At 69.0% G+C, this 18,964-nt stretch carries 17 protein-coding genes and 1 tRNA gene; 9 read left to right on the forward strand and 9 right to left on the reverse strand.

The window, feature by feature from the left end:
- Positions 1–356 precede the first annotated feature (356 nt).
- The 4 genes from MRB58_RS05450 (at position 357) to MRB58_RS05465 (ending at position 4,120) form a co-directional block, all read left to right on the forward strand.
- Positions 357–971, forward strand: coding sequence for a ribonuclease D (locus tag MRB58_RS05450; RefSeq protein ID WP_244780715.1), 615 nt, complete (start codon positions 357–359; stop codon positions 969–971).
- On the forward strand, positions 968–1,621 hold the full coding sequence (gene lptC, locus MRB58_RS05455; RefSeq protein ID WP_244780716.1) for an LPS export ABC transporter periplasmic protein LptC: 654 nt from the start codon (positions 968–970) through the stop codon (positions 1,619–1,621). The genes MRB58_RS05450 and lptC overlap by 4 nt, the downstream gene beginning before the upstream one ends.
- Positions 1,622–1,634: 13 nt before the next feature.
- Positions 1,635–2,198 carry an LptA/OstA family protein gene (locus MRB58_RS05460; protein ID WP_244780717.1) on the forward strand — a complete coding sequence of 188 codons (564 nt, stop codon included), beginning with the start codon at positions 1,635–1,637 and terminating at the stop codon, positions 2,196–2,198.
- 329 nt (positions 2,199–2,527) lie between these two features.
- On the forward strand, positions 2,528–4,120 hold the full coding sequence (locus MRB58_RS05465; RefSeq protein ID WP_244780718.1) for a 2-isopropylmalate synthase: 1,593 nt from the start codon (positions 2,528–2,530) through the stop codon (positions 4,118–4,120).
- 1,471 nt (positions 4,121–5,591) lie between these two features.
- Here the strand turns inward: MRB58_RS05465 and MRB58_RS05470 are convergent.
- From MRB58_RS05470 to MRB58_RS05485, 4 genes are read right to left on the reverse strand one after another with little or no spacing between them, the layout of a single operon-like run.
- The gene (locus tag MRB58_RS05470; protein ID WP_244780719.1) at positions 5,592–5,855 is read right to left on the reverse strand and encodes a hypothetical protein; all 264 of its coding nucleotides are present in this window, start codon (positions 5,853–5,855) and stop codon (positions 5,592–5,594) included.
- The gene (locus MRB58_RS05475) at positions 5,837–6,742 is read right to left on the reverse strand and encodes an SDR family oxidoreductase (RefSeq protein ID WP_244780720.1); all 906 of its coding nucleotides are present in this window, start codon (positions 6,740–6,742) and stop codon (positions 5,837–5,839) included. The genes MRB58_RS05470 and MRB58_RS05475 overlap by 19 nt, the downstream gene beginning before the upstream one ends.
- Entirely contained in the window at positions 6,730–7,875 is a 1,146-nt protein-coding gene (gene queG, locus MRB58_RS05480; protein ID WP_244780721.1) for a tRNA epoxyqueuosine(34) reductase QueG, read from the reverse strand. The genes MRB58_RS05475 and queG overlap by 13 nt, the downstream gene beginning before the upstream one ends.
- On the reverse strand, positions 7,856–8,545 hold the full coding sequence (locus MRB58_RS05485; RefSeq protein WP_244780722.1) for a glutathione S-transferase family protein: 690 nt from the start codon (positions 8,543–8,545) through the stop codon (positions 7,856–7,858). The genes queG and MRB58_RS05485 overlap by 20 nt, the downstream gene beginning before the upstream one ends.
- A gap of 111 nt (positions 8,546–8,656) precedes the next feature.
- Between MRB58_RS05485 and MRB58_RS05490 the strand changes: the two genes are divergently transcribed.
- A complete protein-coding gene (locus MRB58_RS05490; protein WP_244780723.1) occupies positions 8,657–9,463 on the forward strand; it encodes an undecaprenyl-diphosphate phosphatase in 807 nt (268 codons plus the stop codon).
- Positions 9,464–9,554: 91 nt separating this feature from the next.
- On the opposite strand, the gene MRB58_RS05495 is transcribed toward MRB58_RS05490, so the two are convergent.
- Positions 9,555–10,529 carry a complex I NDUFA9 subunit family protein gene (locus MRB58_RS05495; RefSeq protein ID WP_244780724.1) on the reverse strand — a complete coding sequence of 325 codons (975 nt, stop codon included), beginning with the start codon at positions 10,527–10,529 and terminating at the stop codon, positions 9,555–9,557.
- Between the two features lie 178 nt (positions 10,530–10,707).
- Between MRB58_RS05495 and MRB58_RS05500 the strand changes: the two genes are divergently transcribed.
- The 4 genes from MRB58_RS05500 (at position 10,708) to MRB58_RS05515 (ending at position 14,681) form a co-directional block, all read left to right on the forward strand.
- Positions 10,708–10,792: transfer RNA gene (locus MRB58_RS05500), tRNA-Leu, on the forward strand.
- A gap of 285 nt (positions 10,793–11,077) precedes the next feature.
- Positions 11,078–13,318, forward strand: a complete 2,241-nt coding sequence (locus MRB58_RS05505) for a calcium-binding protein (protein ID WP_244780725.1) — start codon at positions 11,078–11,080, stop codon at positions 13,316–13,318.
- 196 nt (positions 13,319–13,514) lie between these two features.
- Positions 13,515–13,991 carry a hypothetical protein gene (locus tag MRB58_RS05510; protein WP_371747279.1) on the forward strand — a complete coding sequence of 159 codons (477 nt, stop codon included), beginning with the start codon at positions 13,515–13,517 and terminating at the stop codon, positions 13,989–13,991.
- A gap of 45 nt (positions 13,992–14,036) precedes the next feature.
- The gene (locus MRB58_RS05515) at positions 14,037–14,681 is read left to right on the forward strand and encodes a peroxiredoxin-like family protein (protein ID WP_244780726.1); all 645 of its coding nucleotides are present in this window, start codon (positions 14,037–14,039) and stop codon (positions 14,679–14,681) included.
- Between the two features lie 4 nt (positions 14,682–14,685).
- Here MRB58_RS05515 and MRB58_RS05520 read toward each other — a convergent pair whose 3' ends face one another.
- From MRB58_RS05520 to MRB58_RS05535, 4 genes are all read right to left on the reverse strand, one after another.
- Positions 14,686–15,597, reverse strand: coding sequence for a LysR family transcriptional regulator (locus tag MRB58_RS05520; protein ID WP_244780727.1), 912 nt, complete (start codon positions 15,595–15,597; stop codon positions 14,686–14,688).
- Positions 15,598–15,756: 159 nt separating this feature from the next.
- Entirely contained in the window at positions 15,757–17,112 is a 1,356-nt protein-coding gene (locus MRB58_RS05525; protein WP_244780728.1) for a tetratricopeptide repeat protein, read from the reverse strand.
- Between the two features lie 342 nt (positions 17,113–17,454).
- Positions 17,455–18,081 carry a DUF1109 domain-containing protein gene (locus tag MRB58_RS05530; RefSeq protein ID WP_244780729.1) on the reverse strand — a complete coding sequence of 209 codons (627 nt, stop codon included), beginning with the start codon at positions 18,079–18,081 and terminating at the stop codon, positions 17,455–17,457.
- 14 nt (positions 18,082–18,095) lie between these two features.
- Entirely contained in the window at positions 18,096–18,632 is a 537-nt protein-coding gene (locus MRB58_RS05535) for a sigma-70 family RNA polymerase sigma factor (protein ID WP_244780730.1), read from the reverse strand.
- Between the last annotated feature and the right edge of the window lie 332 nt (positions 18,633–18,964).

An 18,964-nucleotide genomic window follows, 5' to 3' on the forward strand; every position in this document is an offset into this window, starting at 1 on the left:
CGCCGGCGTACCCGCGGGCGTGCCCGCGGCGGGCGGGGCGCCGTCGGCCTCCGGCTCGCCCTGGAGGCGCGCATCGCGGCAGCCTTCGGCCTTCCCGCATGACGGCCATTCATTGGCCCGAGCGATTCCCGTTCCTATCTGAGCGCAGACGAGAATTAAGGCGAGGCCGAGCGGGACTGTCCGGCCGTGCCGGCCCCGCCCCTGCCGCCGAACCGTTCCACGGGCAAAACCATGGATCCTGCGCCACAATACGACTGTATTATTTACCAATCCGCGCACGCAATTATCACCATGCCATTGTCAAGCCCTGTCGCGACCCCCATCACATGGCGGAAAAGATCGGAACGGACCACACATTGACCATCACGCTTCATCACGGCGACTTGCCCGAGCGCCTCAGGGACGTGACCTCCATCGCCATCGACACCGAGGCGATGGGGCTGCAATTTCCGCGCGACCGCCTCTGCCTCGTCCAGTTGTCGCGGGGCGACGGCAATGTCGACCTGGTGAAGATCGCCAAGGGGCAGACCGCCGCTCCCAATCTCACCGCCATGCTGGCCGATCCCACGATCGAGAAGCTGTTCCACTATGGCCGGTTCGACATGGGGATCCTCGCCGCCACTTTCGGGGTGATGCCGGCGCCGATCTATTGCACCAAGATCGCATCGCGCCTGGTGCGAACCTACACCGATCGGCACGGCCTGCGCGAGCTGGCTCGCGAGGTCGCCGGGGAGGACATCTCCAAGCAGCAGCAATCCTCCGACTGGGGCGCCGGCGAGCTGACCGACGCGCAGATGGCCTACGCCGCCTCCGACGTCCTGCATCTGCACAAGATCCGCAAGGGTCTCGACGTGATGCTGGAGCGCGAGGGGCGGGCCGATCTCGCCACGCGGCTGTTCGCCTTCCTGCCGACCCGTGTCGAGCTCGACCTCGCCGGTTGGCCCGACGTCGACATCTTCGCCCACTCATGACCGACGCCGCCGCGCTCCCACTCCCTGGCGACGGCTCCTTCGCGCCCCGCACGCGGCGGCGCGAGGAGCAGCGCGCCCTGCGCAACACGCGCCGCGTCAAGCGCCTGCGCGTCCTGGTGCCGACGCTGGGGATGATGATCGCGGCGGTGATCACCGTCGCCGCGGTGCTGCCCAAGCTCTTCCCCATCGCCGCCCTCGCCGGCCTGTCGCTGACGGCCGACGGCCTCGTCATGAACGAGCCCAAGCTCGCCGGTCATCTCGGCGGCGGGCGGCGCTACGAAGTCGTCGCCTCACGCGCCATCCAGAGCCTGCTGACGCCCTCCCACCTCGCCATCGAGGGCCTCGACGCGAAGCTCGAGATGAGCGACGGCGAGCGCGTCGCCATGCACTCCGACGAGGCCACCTACGACACCAACACCGAGGTGCTGACGCTCGACGACGGCATCCGCATCGATTCCACCGACGGCACCCAGGCCTCGATGGATCGCGCCACCGTGCTCTTCCAGAAGGGTGAGATGCACTCCGAGGCCGGTGTCTCGATCAATTCCCCCCGCGGCACGATCCGCGCCGGTCGCATCGACGTATTCGATGGTGGCGACCTCATCCGCTTCTCCGATGGCGTTGCCATCACCATCCACCCCGCGACCTAGATTCGGAGCCGACATGGTCCCCCACCTCGCCCGCGTTCTCCTGTTGGCCCTACTGGTCGCTCCCCTGCCGGCTGCCGCGCAGCAGCTCCAGACCGGGTTCGCCGACTTCGGCCAGGATCAGGACACCCCCATCGAGATCGAGGCCGACGCGCTGGAAGTGCAGGACAAGCAGTCGACCGCCGTCTTCACCGGCAACGTCACCGTGCGCCAGGGCAACGCCGCCCTGCAGACCTCGCGCCTGACCGTCGTCTACTCCCAGTCCGCGCTGCCTTCGCCGGACGCGGCCACTTCCGCCGCCTCCACCGGCAAGGCCCCCTCCACCCCCGGCCAGCAGCGCATCTCGCGCCTGGAAGCCTCCGGCGAGGTGCTCCTCGAGTCCGACGGGCAGACCGCCACCGGCAACGACGGCGTGATCGACTTCGACTCCAACACGCTCTCCCTCAACGGCAACGTCACCCTCACCCAGGGCCAAAATGTCGTCACCGGCGACACCCTCACCGTCGACCTCAACACCGGCATCGCCCGTGTGCAGTCGACCGGGCGCGTGCGCGTCCTCCTCACTCCCGGCGGCAACTGACCGGCGCGCCGGCGCAGCCGATCCGGCACGCCGGCCGGGCTCACCGATGCCTCTTCGCAAAGCACGAAGGCCGCAGCGTGGGCGAATCTTGCCGCACGATGCGGCGGCGGCCAAAAACCCCCTTGCCGTCGCGCCGCCACGCCGGTACATACCAGCCATGATCGACGCCACGTCCCTCCCGCGCCTGTCGCCGCCCCCCGGGCCGGCCGCGCTTCCGGCCGTGCGCCTCCTTCTTCTCCTTACCAGCCCCTGAGCGTCGGCGGCCCGCCGGACGGGCGCACGTTCAGGGGATGATCGAACCACCAACCCGATCATGCGGCCACGCGTCGATGCCTCGCGCTCGCGCCCGCCGCCCCAGGAGAACGACCGTGCCCACCGACAACAACGTCATCATCTTCGACACCACCCTGCGCGACGGCGAGCAGTCCGCCGGCGCCACCATGACCCACGACGAGAAGGTCTCCATCGCGCTGACCCTCGACGACATGAAGGTCGACGTCATCGAGGCCGGCTTCCCCATCGCCTCTCAAGGCGACTTCGAGGCCGTATCCGAGATCGCCCGCCAGGTGCAGACCTCCGTCGTCGCCGGCCTCGCCCGCGCCGTTCCGGCCGACATCGCCCGCGCCGGCGAAGCCGTGCGCCACGCCCGCCGCCCGCGCATCCACACCTTCGTCTCCACCTCGCCCATCCACCTCCAGCATCAGATGCGCGCCTCCGAGGACGAGGTCGTCGCGATCATCGAGAAGACCGTCACCCAGGCGCGCGGCCTGGTCGACGACGTCGAATGGTCGGGCATGGACGCCACCCGCACCCCGCTCGACTATCTCGCACGCTGCGTCGAGACCGCGATCCGCTGCGGCGCCACCACCATCAACCTGCCCGACACCGTCGGCTACGCGACGCCCACCGAATACCGCGCCATGTTCGAGTACATCCGCGAGCGATGCGGCGACGACGTCATCTACTCCACCCATTGCCACAACGACCTCGGCCTCGCCGTCGCCAATTCGCTGGCGGGCCTGGAAGGCGGCGCCCGGCAGATCGAGTGCACCATCAACGGCCTCGGCGAGCGGGCCGGCAACGCCGCGCTGGAGGAGGTCGTCATGGCCCTCAAGGTGCGCGGCGACGTCATGCCGTGGACCACGGGGGTCGACACCACCAAGCTGATGCGCGCCTCCAAGCTGGTCTCGGTCGCCTCCGGCTTCCAGGTCCAGTACAACAAGGCCATCGTCGGCAAGAACGCCTTCGCGCACGAGAGCGGCATCCACCAGGACGGCATGCTCAAGCACGCCGAGACGTACGAGATCATGCGGCCCGAGGATGTCGGCGTGCACTCGTCCTCGCTGGTGATGGGCAAGCACTCCGGCCGCCACGCCTTCAAGTCCAAGCTGAAGGAGCTGGGCTTCGAGCTGGGCGACAACGCCCTGCAGGACGCCTTCCGCCGCTTCAAGGACCTCGCAGACCGCAAGAAGAACGTCTACGACGAGGACATCGAGGCGCTCTTGGAAGATCAGATCCAGGAGGTCGCCGAGCGCGCCAAGGTGATGAGCCTGACCGTGATCGCCGGCACCGGCGGCCCGCAGAAGGCGATCCTGGTGATGGACGTCGAGGGCCGTCACGTCACCGAGGAGGCGACCGGCTCAGGCCCCGTCGACGCGGTCTTCAACGCGGTCAAGAAGATCGTCCCGCACGAGGCCAAGCTCTCGCTCTACCAGGTCCACGCCGTCACTGAGGGCACCGACGCCCAGGCCGAAGTGTCCGTGAGGCTGGAGCACGACGGCCGCATCGAGTCCGGCCGCGGCGCCGACGTCGACACCCTGGTGGCGTCCGCCAAGGCGTATGTGGCGGCGGTCAACAAGCTGCAGGCCCGGCGGCGGTTGCATGCGCAGGGGGGCGACACGGGGACGGTGGCGGCGGAGTAGGGGCGGGGATCACGGACCGATTTCGGCGCGTCGACGACGCGGCCGCGCCAGAAAGTTCGCTCAGCCGTCTCGTACCAAAGAACCCTGTTCCCATTCGTCCATCATCACTGGAAAGTCACTGGGAGGCGCAAATGATGCCTCCCAGAACTCTATCGGATCAAACATCGGCCTCGGCACCCCGCCTAGATCTCGACCAGTGACCAACAAGCTCATCTTCGCTGCCACGGACGTTATGGCTGAGTGGCAGCCCCGAAATTCGTCCAAGCATACTCCACTCGGGTCCACCCCCATCCGGCTCGCTTTGTCGGCCGAATGTAAGACGTACTTGTTCGCGTAGCTCGAAATTTTTTGGATCGGAGCAAGATTTAGTGTCCGCTCTACCCAATCAAAATACTCTTCACTGACAGAGTCATCGCCTGGAGCGTTTCCCGCGCGCTCTCCGGTAAATTGATCAAATGTCTGACTGAGAGATCGCTCCGACAAGGACGATGGTCCCCCAACACACTTGCATGCCTCTATGTACTTCGAACGACAAATAATACGACGATGCGTATAGACATCATCTATCAAACGCCGCAGAGATATAACTTGCCTCTCGGGCCTCCTACTTGCCGGTTCCATCAATCTCCGAATAATAAATAATTGTTCAGAAATGTACCCACGATCGATTGAATCGACAATGATCGGATTCAGGACAGCGAAGCGGCCGCCGGCCTCTGACGCGTAGCGTCTCGCCTCGTTTATCAACCGAAAAGACGCGTCCGACCATAATAACGCTTGGAGCTGGTGCTTGATCGCCTGGTGCTCATCAAATTCGAGCCAATCCATCCACTCTTTGCGCTTATAGATATACTGATCCAACTGCAAACTCCGCTCGTAGGATTATTGAAATCACCCGTCGTCGTCTCAAGATCCCCGTCGGTTACACAGTCGGCTGTCGCAATCATTCGTTCGCCGCCGCCTCCATACTCCCACCGTCCCTCACCCGGGGGAGGCGGAACCGGACCGACCGACGACGGGGTGAGGGGCACCGGTTGCCTCCGGTCGGCGCGCGTAACGAGCGCACCGGCCGAAGGTGGAGCGGTCCGGGCCGATGACGATGCGCGGTGGTACGACGGGCCGGGCCCGATAGCCGCGACTGTCCCCTCTCCGGGGAGAGGCCCCATGGATCGGTGTGACGGTTCACCCTGAGCCGTAACGCCCACCCGGACCCGCGAAAAAGCCGAGAACGGGACGCGTGAGGACGGCCTCACAAAATTCATCAGCGGTCGCCCTCTCGCGTCCCGCCTCCCCGTCCGCCCTCCGCCGGCCCCGCCGCGCGAAGCCGCGCCCGCACGCCCGCGCCACCGCGCGCCCAGCCGGCACCGCCCTCCGCACACGAAAAAAGGCGCCCTCGGAGCGCCCCTCCCCCATCCGTCGAAACCCGCCGGCCGCCAGCGAGCGCGCCCCGCACCCGCCCGGCGCCTGTCGCTTACCGCAGCGTCGTCGTGCCGTTCACGCCGATGCCGGGGCGGTCGGTCGGCCGGAACGTGTCCACCTGCCGCTGCGAGTTGCGGATCGCCCGGTCCCGCAGCTCGTACGACTGAAGCTGCCGCTCGTACGACTGCTGCTGCTGGACCGACTGCGCATCCCGCCGCTGGTCCTGCAAGATCTGCCGGTTCTGCTGCGCATCATACTGCGCCAGCGCGGTGCCGCCCGACACCACGCACGCCAGCATCAATAAGAGTCTCGCCAACGCCCGCTCTCCCACAACGCGTTCAACCCTTCGCGGTATGTGGGATGCGCGAGCCGAACCCCCAACTCCTGACGGATGCGCGCGTTCGAAACCCGCTTCACTTCTCCGTAAAAAGACCGCGCCATCGGCGACAGCTCCGCCTCGTCGAACGGCACCTCCGGCGGTGGCTCCACCCCCATCAGCGCCGCCGCATAGGCCACCACCTCCTCCGGCGGCGCCGGTTCGTTGTCGGCCACGTTGTAGACGCGCGACGCCGGCCGCTCCACCGAGGCCATCAGCGTGCGCCCGATATCCTCTACATGGATCCGGTTGAACACCTGCCCCGGCTTGACGATCCGCTTCGCCTTCCCCGCCTCGAGCGCCACGAACTGGTTGCGCCCCGGCCCGTAGATCCCCGCCAGGCGGAACACCGCCGTCGGCACCGCGATGCGCCGTCCCAGCGCCGTCCACGCCGCCTCCGCCTCCAGCCGCCACACCCCGCGATCCGCCGTCGGATGGCAGCTCGCCCGCTCGTCCACCACCGCCCCGTCGTGGTCGCCATAGACCCCCACGGTCGAAAGGTAGCCGATCCACTTCAGGTCCGGCGCATGCGCCAGGTCCCGCTCGATCACCCGCAGGAACGGGTCCCCGTCCCCGTCCGGCCCCGCCGAGACCAAGAGGTGCGTCGCATGCCGCACCGCCTCGGAGAGCGTCAGGCTCTCTTCGCCGTGGTACAGCACCGAGCGGACCCCCGAACGGTGCAGCGCATCCGCCTTATCCTCGGAGCGCGTGGTGCCCACTACACTCGAGGGGCGGGCAAGGCGCATGAAGGCGCGGGCGGAGTACCCGAATCCCAGGCCGACAAGGCGCATGTCGGTCTGGCGCGGTTCGTCGGTCAGGGCGTGCATGGCTCTTCCTCGTGGTGCCACTCGTTCAGTACCAGCGGGTCATGTTCCTGCGATCGCCGTGCCAGACGCAAGGCGGCGAGCCGATCGGCCGGCAGCACCCGCCCAGCGGCCCACACCGCCGCCGCCCGAACCTGCGGCGCCGCGTCCGCGGTCCGCGCCTCGATCAGCGGCGCCAGCGCGGGCTCCCCGGCGTTGCCCACCGCGACCATCACGTTGCGCACGAAGCGCTCCCGCCCCAGCCGCTTGACCGGCGTGCCGGCGTAGCGCGTGCGGAAGGCCGCGTCGTCGAGGCTCGCCAGCTCGGCCAGCGGTGCCGGCTCGTCCTCGCCCGCCAGCTTCATCTCGGAGGCCTCCTGCGCGAACCGGTTCCACGGACACACCGCCAGGCAGTCGTCACAGCCGAAGATGCGATTTCCCATCCCCGCTCGAAAGGGCCGCGGTATCATACCCCTGGCCTCGACCGTCAGGTAGGCCAGACAGCGGCGGGCGTCCAATCTGTAGGGCGCGGGAAAGGCATTCGTGGGGCAGACATCGAGACAGCGCCGGCAGGATCCGCAATGGTCGCGTTCCGCGTCGTCCGGGGCGAGCTCCAGCGTGGTGAAGATCGCGCCCAGGAAGAGCCAGGAGCCCGCCCGGCGCGAGACCAGGTTGGTGTGCTTGCCCTGCCAGCCGAGCCCGGCCGCCGCCGCCAGCGGCTTCTCCATCACCGGAGCGGTGTCGACGAAGACCTTCACGTCGCCGCCGAAGCGCGCCACCAGGCGCTGCGCCAGGCCTTTCAACCGCCCCTTCATTACATCGTGGTAATCGCGTCCCCGTGCGTAGACCGAAACCACCCCGCGATCGCGCCGCGCCAGATCCTTCATCGGGTCGGCACGCGGGCCGTAGTTCATCCCCAGCATGATGACCGAGCGTGCCTCGGCCCACAGCGCCTGGGGATGGCGCCGGCGCGCGGCGGTCGCCGGCAGCCACGCCATGTCGCCATGGTGGCCCGCGGCGACGGCCGCCTCCAGGCGCGCCCCGTGCACCGCGGCGAACGTCGCCGGGTCGGCGACGCGCAGGTCGAAGAATCCCGCCGCCAGCGCGTCCTCGCGCAGGAACCGCTTGGCCGCCTCGCTAGAAGTCGAGGTCGGCATAATGCGGGGCGGGCGCGACGAGGCGCGCCTTGTCCGTCAGGAGCGGGCGAAAGGCCGGCCGCGACTTCACCCGCTGATACCACTGCTTCACCGCAGGATCGGCATCCCACGGCGCCTCGCCCAGATAATCGACGCTGGAGAGCGCCGCCGCGGCGGCGAGATCGGCAAAACTCAGGCTGTCCCCCGCGAGCCAATGCCGCGAGGACGTCAGTGCGCCGAGATAGTGCATGTGGCCGACGATGTTGTGCCGCGCCTGGCGCATCGCCCCGGAGTCCGGCGCACCGCCGCCGCGCTTGTTCGGGATCTCCAGCTTCAGGATCCGCTCCATCACCAGCGGCCCGGCGACCTCGTCGTCGAACTTCACCAGGAACCAGTCGACGAGGCGGCGCACCTCGGCGCGCTGCATCGGGTCGGACGGCATCAGGCGGTGGGCGGAGCGCATGTCGCCGTAGCGCTCGTCGACGTATTCCATCAAAACCCGCGCGCCGATCAGCGGGCCGCGGCCGTTGTCGTAGGCCATCGGCAGCGTCAAACCCGGATTCACGGCCACGAACTCCGGCCGCCCCTCCCAGAAGGGCTCCGTCGTCAGGTCCACCTCGATCGCGTGTTCGGCCAGCGCGAGCCGGGCGAAGCGACACGCGGGAAGGAAGGGATGGTGGTGAAGGATCATCGACTCCAGCGCCTAGCGCTTAACAAAGGTGTTGGGACGCCGCACGCGTTCCGGCGCATGCAGGCCGAACGCGATATAGCGGTTCACACGGACATCACATAGGGCGAACGAATGGAAGCCGACACAATCGCTTCGGCGATCATATTGGGCATCGTCGAGGGTCTCACGGAATTCATTCCCGTGTCGTCCACCGGCCATGTCCTTCTCCTGGGCGAACTTCTCGGCTTCGATTCGGCCGGTAAGACCTTCGAGGTGCTGATCCAACTCGGCGCGATCTGCGCCCTTCTCGCGGTCTACACCGTCAAGCTCACCAAGATCGTGCTGGCAATCCCGCACGACCCGGCCGCGCGCAATTTCTGCGCCGGCATCGTCATCGCCTTCCTGCCGGCCGCGATCGCCGGCGTGCTCCTGCACGACTTCATCAAGACCGTGCTCTACGAGAGTCCGGCGCTGATCTGCACCAGCCTCATCGTCGGCGGCGTCGCCCTGCTCATGATCGACCGCAAGGCCCCCACGCCGCACTACCACGACGCGACGCGGTTCCCGCTGTGGCTCGCGCTCGCGATCGGCTGCTGCCAGATGCTGGCGCTGGTGCCGGGTGTCTCGCGCTCCGGGGCGACGATCGGCGGGGCGCTGATGTTCCGGGCCGACAAACGCGCGGCGGCGGAGTTCTCCTTCTTCCTGGCACTGCCGACGATGACCGGGGCTTTCGTCTACGACCTCTACGCCAACCGCAACGTGCTTTCGGTCAACGATGGGCTGATCATCGCGATCGGCTTCGTGACGGCGTTCATCTCGGCGGTGTTCGTGGTGCGCACTCTGCTGGACTTCGTGTCGCGCCACGGGTTCACGCCGTTCGCGTGGTGGCGCATCGCGGTGGGCGTGCTCGGCCTCGCGATCATCACCTACGCGGGTTGACGATGCGCGGGCGCCGCCGGCGATCAGCCGCCGCGGCCGCCCGCCGGTCGAGCGACCGGCCGGCGGTGGGGAGGCCACCGCCGCGATCCCGTCAGGCGGCGCTGCCGGGCTCGGCGAACTGGCCGTTGCGGCGGTAGGTCCACAGGTAGGTCGGCAGGATCGCCGTCATGCTGCGCGGGTCGAGATCCGCAGCCGCCAGCGTCCGGCCTTCGGCGGCGGCCGCCTCGGAAACCACGTTGTCGGTCCTCAGCAGCTCGACCTGGTCGGGCGTCAACGGTGGCTTGGGGAGGTATTGCAGGACGCGCGCCTTCGCCTTCGCCAGGCCCCACGGCAGCGAGACCAGCTTGCGCTTCTGGTGCGTGATCTCGCCCATCAGCTCCATCAGTTCGCGGAAGGTCTTCACGTCCGGCCCGCCCAGCTCGTAGATCCGCCCGCCGGCGATGTCCCCCTCGACCGCGGCCGCCACGAACTGGCCGACGTCGCCGACGTAGATCGGCTGGAACCGCGTCTCGCCTCCGCCGATCAGCGGCAGCACCGGCGACAGTCGCGCCATCCCGGCGAAGCGGTTGAAGAAGTCGTCCTCCGGGCCGAACAGCACCGAGGGCCGCACCACGACCGCGCCGGGATAGTGCTCCAGCGCCGCCGCCTCGCCCGCCGCCTTGGTCCTGGCATAGTCGGACGCCCCGTCGGCATCCGCCCCCAGCGCCGACATGTGGACGAGGTGCGGGACCCCCGCCGCCTTCGCCGCCTCGGCGACGTTGCGGGCGCCCTCTTTCTGCACCGCGTCGAACGTCTGCTTGCCGCCCTCGGACAGGATGCCGACCAGGTTCACCACGACGTCGCTATGGGAGATCGCGTGCGCGACACTCTCCTTGCTGCGCACGTTGGCGAACACCGGCGCGATCTGGCCGACGCCGCCCATCGGTTGCAGATGGCCGACGAGATCGGGCCGGCGGACGGCGATGCGCACACGCCAGCCGCGTTTGGCCAGCGCGCGGACCACGTACCGCCCGACAAAACCAGAGCCCCCGAAAACCGTGACCAACTTGCTCGGATTGCGCTCCATCGTTCCCTCGCCCGCCACCTTGGTGCAGTTCCAGGGTTAGGGCGTTGCGCTTTTGAGAGCAACGGTGGATCGCGCCGCCGGGACGATTGGCTGTTCGTTTGCATGAGCGGTGAAGTTCGTGAGCGAATGGAGTTGACTCGCGAACGGGTTGGCTATACCTCGCGTGGCTCCACCCCAAGCCCAGGTGGCGGAACTGGTAGACGCGCACGGTTCAGGTCCGTGTGGGGCAACCCGTGGAGGTTCGAGTCCTCTCCTGGGCACCACTCCTGTCTGAAGTGGTTGCGATCGCCGGGAACCGTGTTCCCGTGGAGCTCCAGCGGCTCCAGTGCTCCACATGCGCCGTTCATACTCACCCGCATTCCCGCCGCGTCCTTCTGGCACCTCACGATATCCCATCCCGGCACCCTCGCCGCAGCGCCCTCACGAACGGGTCTCGCGGTCGATCGGACCGGTAGGTCGGACGGTTGCCCAACTCCTGTGCATGTGATCCCGTACGGGCGGCGCCGGCGTCGGCGCGATCCGAGGACGCGCGACAGGAAGACCCCAGAATGACACTCCGACAGACCGATTTCGTCGAGATCACCGGGGCGAGGGACATCGAGGCCGCCGTCGTCGGCGACCGGACATTCGTCTATGCGGCGGTCAAAACGGGTCCGAACATCGGGGACGCCGTCACCGTCGCCTACGAATTGACGTCCGACGGATCGTTGGACGCGATCGAAACCGAGGCCGATCCGGTGGGCCAACTCGATTTCGAGGTCGTTGCCGTCGGTGAGGCGACCTACCTTTTCACGGTCGGCGAGACCGACGACGCCGACAACCTGAGCAGCTATCGGATCGAGGACGACGGCTCTCTGACGCCGATCGCCACGCAGACCTTCGAGGCGCAGAGCGTTTCCAACGATATCGATGTGCTGACCGTCGGGGATCGCAGCTTTGTCGGCCTGGGGTCCGCGAACGGATACACCGCCCAGCGGGTCGAAGCGGACGGGACATTTGTCGAGACCGACCGGGTGGGCCTCGCATTCGCGCGGTCCTTCACCGCTTCCCTGCACGACGAGGGCGCCATCTTCGTCGAAGGCGCCTATGACTCCGGCAACGAATTCAACTCCTTCTATGCGTACTACCCCCTTTACGAGGACGGGACATTCGGTGAGTTGATCGCAACCGGCATCTTCATCTTCGACGCCAGCTCCGAGGTGAGCACGCAGGTCGGCGACGTCACCTACTTCTACGGAAAGGCTCGGCGGGACGGATTTCTCGGTTGGAGCCGGACGGACGCCGGGACGTTCAACGAAACGTTCGACACCGGCGTGGGCCACCGTACATCCCCCCTCGCGACCGGGACGATCGACGGGACCAGCTACCTCGTCGTCACCGGTGTTCCCGATGGCTTGCAGGTCGCATCAATCGACCCGGACGGATCGCTCTCGCCGCAGGGCGGCATCGTCGAGGGGGACGAGATCGACGGGCTCCTCGGCGTCGAGACGACGGTTCTGACGACCGTCGACGGCGATCCCTACGTACTGACGGTCGGGCAAGGGGACGGGGCGACCGGCCTCTACGCCTACGCATTCGCGGCCGTGCAAGCGGAGCCCAACACCGCGACGCCCAACGACGACGACCTGACCGGTACGCCGGGCGACGATACGATCAACGGCCTCGCCGGCGACGACACGATCCGCAGCTCCGGCGGCGACGACCGCCTCCTGGGGCGCCTGGGCAACGACGCCCTGATCGGCGGACGCGGCGACGACGCGGCCTACGGCGGTGCCGGCGCCGACACGCTGGTCGGGCTCGCCGGCGACGATACGCTGGACGGGCAGGACGACGACGACCGCCTCTTCGGCAACGAAGGCGACGACGTCCTCTTCGGCGGAGACGGCAACGACGAACTCGTCGGACATACCGGCGACGATACGCTCCGCGGCCAGAACGGCGCCGACCTGCTCGAAGGCAACCGCGGCAACGACTTCCTCGTCGGCGGCGAAGGATCCGACACGCTCAATGGCGGCTCCGGCATCGATTTCCTGGTCGGCGGCGACGCTCAGGATACGTTCGTCGTCGCGGCCGGCAACGCGCGCACCACCATCCGGGACTACGAGCGCAACGCGGACACCGTCGACCTGACCGCCTTCGACTCGGTCGGGGGGCCGCTCGTCTTCTCCCAGGACGGCGACGACACGATCGTCACACTCGGGTCCGCCGTCGTCGTCCTGAAGAACATCGGACTGAACATCGTCAATATCAACGGCTTCAACGGCTTCGACGAGATCGTCGACGGTGTCTTCATCGGACGGGCGGTGGGCGACACGCTGAACGGAGGCGAAGGTGACGACCGTCTCCTGGGCAACGGTGGCGGCGACCTCCTGCGGGGGGGCATTGGTCGCGATGAACTGCGCGGCGGCGAGGGCGACGACGAACTGTACGGCGGGGCCGGCGACGACACTCTGCTCGGCGGCCGCGGCGACGACCTGCTCGTCGGCGGACGCGGGGAAGACACGCTCGACGGCGGGGCCGGCGTCAACGTCCTCATCGGCTTTGACGCCGGCAGATCCGAGACCAACGCGGCGGACACCTTCGTCATCGCACCGACGAGCCCGCGCACCACGATCGGCGACTACGACGCCGGCATCGACACGATCGACCTCACCGCCTTCGACGCGGACGAGGACGACCTCGTGTTCTCCCAGACCGGCGCGGACACGACCCTCGCCCTCGGCTCCACGCTCGTCGTCCTCCAGAACACCGCCCCGAGCGACGTCGATCTCGCAGACTTCATGGTCTGACGTGCGGCCATAGGGCGGCGACCGAGCGGCCCCGAGGCGGTTCGATAGCTGGCGCCTATCGAACCGGGAGCCAATCTATATTTCCGGACGCACCGCGCCGTCCCCATCATCGAGGCCACCGGGTCGAGGGGCCCGGTTCTTCAAGGAGACCGAGATGGACAAGACGTCGTCCCCGACGCTCACGATGGGCGCCCGCATGACCGGCCTCGTGCCACCGTTGACGACCGCGACGCTCACGACGGCGCTCCTCGCCGGTGCAGCGGCCGATATCAGCTGGGAGGTCTGGGCCCGGCTGATCACGCCTCACCTTCCGGGTGTCGGCGGCCCGCTCGAACCGGCAGCGCTGATCCGCAGCGTGTTCGGCTTTTCCAGCACGTTGCTCGCCGAGGTGATCCACGGGATCGTCGGCGTGGTCTTCTATCCGCTCGGATATCTGTTCATCGCCCGGCCGCTGCAACGTCTCGTGCTGCCGAGCCTGCCCTGGTGGCTGACGGGCGCCGGTTTCGGCGTCGGCCTCTGGATCTTCGCCCTGTTCGTCATGGCGCACCTGGTGGCGGGTCTCCCGGCCTTCCTGGGCTTCATTCCGCTCACCTGGGCCTCGCTGGGCGGACACGTCGTGTTCGGCGTCGTCACCGCCTTCGTCGTGCGTTGGCGCGAAAGGCGCGCCATGTGAGCGTTCGGCGGTGAGCGCGGGCGGGTTCGCCTGGGCGGTCCGCGCATGACGGGAGGAGCACCCCTCACCCCGTTTTCGCAGCGGCTGAAAGGCAACGTCGCCCGGCTCGACGCCGCCTATCGGGCGAGCATGGAGGACGCCACCGCCCACCTTCGCCGCAGCGGCATGGCGGGCGGGGCGAAGACCACCGGCGACCGGGCACCCGACTTCGCCTTGCCGCACGGCCGGGGGGCGCCGTTCGTCCTGTCGGACGCGCTGGCGGCGGGGCCGGTCGTCCTCTCGTTCTTGCGCGGCGAGTGGTGCTCCTTCTGCCGGATCGAGATGGACGCCCTGGTCGACGCACGATCGCGCATCGCCGCGCGCGGGGCACGACTGGTGATGATCTCGCCGCAGGCGCCGAGCGCAGCGTTCGCGGCGCGGACCTGCGGCCTTGCCGGGCTGACGGTGCTGACCGACCGGCTGAACGGCGTGGCACTGCAGTATGGCCTCGTCTTCCGAATGCCCGACATGCTGCGCCACGCCCTGCTCGACCTCGATGTCGACCTCGGCCACATCTACGGCACGGATGCCTGGCTCGTGCCGATCCCGGCGACCTACCTCCTCGCGCCGGACGGGACGATCGCACTCGCCCACATCGATCCGGACACCTGCGTTCGCCTCGATCCGGAGGAGATCGTCGCCCGGATTTGACCGTTCATGCGGCCGGCACCGGCCAGGCGAGGTCGCCCGAAGCCGTCATGCCGGCTTGGCGCAACAACGCAGCGAGTGCGGGCGAGCGGCGCCGGCCGGCGACCGTGGTCAGCGCGACGCGAAAGGTGACGGGAAGGTCCGCCAGCGGCCGAAACGGCAGCCCCCACGCGGCGGCCGCCGCCTCCGGCCAGAGGACGACGCCGAGGCCCGCGCGCACCATCTCGCCCATCCAGCGCTCGTCGTCGCTGCGGTGGCGCACGGCGCGGACGACCGCGCGCGCCTCCATCGCCGCCGCGATGGCGTCCTCGTGGCCGCAGCCGCGGCGGACCACGAGTGCCTCGCCGTCCAGATCCTCCAGCGTCACCTCGCGCGCCCGCATGAAGCGGTGCTCCGGCGCGAAGGCGACGACGAGCGGATCGTCGATCACGTCGTGCCGGTCTAAGCGCTCGTGACCGGGCGCGTCCCCGGCGAGCGGCGTGAGGAAGGCGGCGTCGAGTTCTCCGCCCATCAGCCGCTCTTCGAGGTCGGCCGAAGGGGCGATGACGACGTCGAACCCGAGGCCGGCGATCTCGCGCGCGGTCGCACACAGCAGCGGGGCGACACTTTGCGCGCACACCGCCGAGGAGGCGCCGAGCGTCAACTGCCCCGCCTCGCGCCGCGAGAAGCTGCGAGCCTGCGTCTTCGCCGCCTCCGCCGCCGCCAGCGAGGCGGCGAGGTGCGGCAGCATCATGCGCCCCAATTCCGTGAGGTGCGTGTTCGCGCGCTCGCGGCGGAAGAGCGGTCCGCCGAGTTCGTCCTCCAGCTTCTGGATCGCGCGCGTCAGCGACGGCTGCGCCACATGGAGACGCTCGGCGGCGCGGGTGAAGTTGAGCTGTTCCGCCGCCGCCAGGAAATAGCGGACCTGATACATTTCCATCGCGCTACCGCCGGGCCCGAGCCTCGCTACCCATCGCGGGTCCGATCATCTCACGAACCCCGGCGGTGACGGGGGCGGGCCGCGCCCCGCCGTCGGAGTGCCCCATTCGGCGGGGGTCGCACGGGGACACCGGCCCCGGCATGGGCGGACGGGCGCGCGTCATGCGTGGATGCGCAGGCCGGGGCGCCCGTCGAGGCGAGCATCGAGGCGAGCGTCGAGTGTCGTGACGAACCGGTCGTCGCACTTCAGGCGGCGCCGCGCCGCGAGCACCCTGTCGAGCGCCACCCGGTCACCGCGCTCGGCCGCGGCCTTGGCGAGGGTCCGCACGAATACGTCGCGTTGCGCGTGGCTCCCGCCGAGGTCCTGCAGCCGGGTCGCGAGGACGCCGAGCGCCGCCGGCCCGCGCGGGCCGAAGCCGAACGACAGGATCACGCCCGCCAGGTCGACCCCCACCGCGTTCATCACGTCGCCCTGGTCCGTCTCGTCCGTGGCCTGCGCGGCCATCGCGGCGGCGAGTTCGCGGGCACTGGCGACGTCGCCGGCCGCGACGAGGGCGATGAGATTATGGAGCGCCGCGAAGGCGAGTGTCGCGTCGCGGCGGCGCTTGCGTGCGATCTCCGCCAGCGCCTCCCAGCGATCGCCGACGGCGATGCCGTCCAGTTCGAGGCGCCACAGCAGCGACACCGCGTTCGCCATATCGCGGAAATCATCGGTGGGAAGCGGGCGCACCTCGGTGTCGTAGAGGTCCAGCACCCGCGCGTGGTCGCCGGCCTCCAGGTGGAACAGGGCGAGATGCCAGGCCATGTGGAAGGCGAAGTTGTTGCACCCGGTCCAGACCGGTCGGGCCGCCTCGATCCAGCCGATCCCGTCGGCGATAGCGCCGCGCATCTCGTAGACATGGCCGACGGCGTGGAGGCCCCATGCGTCGTCCGGCGCCCAGGCGACGGCGCGGCGGCCGACCCATTCCGCGGCGGCGAGTTCGCCGGCCTCCTCCAGGCCGAAGGCGTGGCATCCGAGGACATAGCCGAAGCCCGGCCGCTCCGCCTCCCAAGCCGGTAGAACGAGGCCGGTTCCCGCCAGCATGCCGGCGATGTCGCCCACCATGAAGCGCAGCGACTGCGCGAGTTTGACGTGGAGCAGCGCATGCGGATCGGTCGCGACGTAGGCGTCCAGGCGATCGGCGGCGGCGCGGAACCGGCCGTCCACGGCCAATGCCAGCGCATCGACGAGCGCCGCCTCGGCCGGCACCGCATCGCCCTTGGCGTCTTTCGCTTCGCGCGCCGCCTGCAAAGCGAGCCGTGCGGCGGGCGCCAACTCGTCGCGGGCGAGGACGAGGCACGAGAACCCCCGCAAGGCGTGCGCCGCGACGAGGCCGGGGTCGCGCGCGATCGCCTGCTCGAGGGCGGCGCCGGCGTTCGGGCGATGGGCGAGGACGGCGTGGGTGGCGGCCTCGAAGGCCCGCAGCGCACTCGGGTCCGTCGCGGCGTGGGCGGTGCCGTAGCGGTCGACGGGCATCAGGCGCCTCCCGCGATGGCGCCATCGCGGCCGCCTGCCGCGCGGAAGCCGCGACCGCTCGGCGCGGCACCGCGGCCGGGGGACGGCGTGCCGGGCGACGCGGCGCGGCCGCCATGGCGCTCCGAAATTTCGCGATGGGTCCGTCTCATGGTGCAACTCCTTCGCCGTGTCACGGGGAACGGTCTGACAAGGGTTCGTTGCGACCGGGGCCCGGCGTTACGCCGGTGCGTCGTCACGTCGTCGTGAGGCGCGCGTCATCGCAGCCCGGCGCCGCCTTTCCGGGGGCGCCGAGTAAGCGGCCGGATGCCGCCGGGCGGTCGAGATCACGAGCGGCCCGGCAGGTCACCAACGCAGAAGCAGGGGGCCGAGGAGAGCGCCGGCGAGCGCCGCGAGCACGATACCGAGCGAGTACCAGGTCAGAACGAAGAGCGCCGACGCCTCGGGGCAGTGCAGGCAGTAGACCGTGGCGGCGAGCGCGCCCGCCGTGAGCCCGGCCGCGGCGCCGGCCGCCCGCAACCGCGTCGGCGCCAATCGGCGATAGGCCCGGAGCAGACCGGCGAAGACCGGCACGGCGAGGGCGAGCACGAGCCACGGACAGCTCGCCCAGCTCTCGCCCAGCCATAGCGCCATCCGATCGGCGGGAGGTGTCCGCGTCAGCTCGACGGCGCCGAGGGCGCCGAGGAGCAGCACCGGCACCGCCGTCACCCAGGCGACGCGCCCGGGCGCGCGCCCCGGCCTGGCGAGCCGCATCGACATCGCGACGGCGGCGAGCGCCAGCGACAGGGTGTACGCCACCTTGGTCCACAACGCCGCGCCGCGGGCGGCCGTGCCGAGGTCGTCGCGCAAGCCCAGCACCGCGACCGCCAGGAGGGCAGAAACGGCCGCCCCCACCGCCGCGCCGGCCAGGATCCGCCGCTCCACCGCGCGGCGGCCGACGCGCGGAACGTCCCGGGCGAGCGATTGGACCAAGTCCTCCGTCGTCGTCACTGTTCGCCCCGAACCCGCACCATCAGCGCCTTCAAGCCGCGATGCACCGAAACTTTGACATCGGACTCGCCGATGCCCCCCGCCTCCGCCGCCTCGGAGACGCTCAGCCCCTCGATCCGGGTGGCGCGGATCATCCGGGCCTGTTTGGGCGGAAGCTCGGCGAGGAGGCGCTCGACGTCGAGCTGCGCGACGACGCTCGCCTCGGTATCGGCCGCGGCCAGCGTCTCCTCGAGTCCGTCGATCGGCTGAAGCCGGCGGGTGCGGCGGAAATGATCGGCCATCTTGTAGCGCGCGATCGCGAACATCCAGGCGGTGAAGGGGCGCGCGCGGTCCCAGGTGGCGCGGCGCGTATGGACGGCGATCAGCGTTTCCTGCACGAGATCCTCGATATCGTTTTCGTCACCCCGCATGCGGTGCCGGTAGAAGCTGCGCAAAATCGGAACGAGCAGGCGCAACAAGGCCGCGTGAGCCGACGCATCGCCGTTCAGCCCGTCGATCATCAGGCCCCGCAACGCCCTCTCGGTCGACTGCATCCACTCTCCTCGATGACGACTTCGGCCGAGCCGCCGGAACGGTTACATGGTGCCCTTCCGTTTCGTCGGGAGACAATCCATGCTCACCCCGTCGTATCGCATTCGCATTGGATGGCGGCGCCCCCACGCGGCCGGCCCGCCGGGCGACTGCGAGATCAACCGGCGGTCCGGCAAGGGAAATCGGGCCCGTTCACGATATCGAGCCCCATCGTTTTGTCGATATGAGCTTTCCACCGAGTCCTTCGAAGGTATTCCCCCCTTTCGCATCGGGCGTTCAACCAGCATACTGGTCGCACACGTTCTGAAAGAACGGATAAAACGGCCCGGCAAAA

Source organism: Acuticoccus sp. I52.16.1 (assembly GCF_022865125.1).
GTDB lineage: Bacteria > Pseudomonadota > Alphaproteobacteria > Rhizobiales > Amorphaceae > Acuticoccus.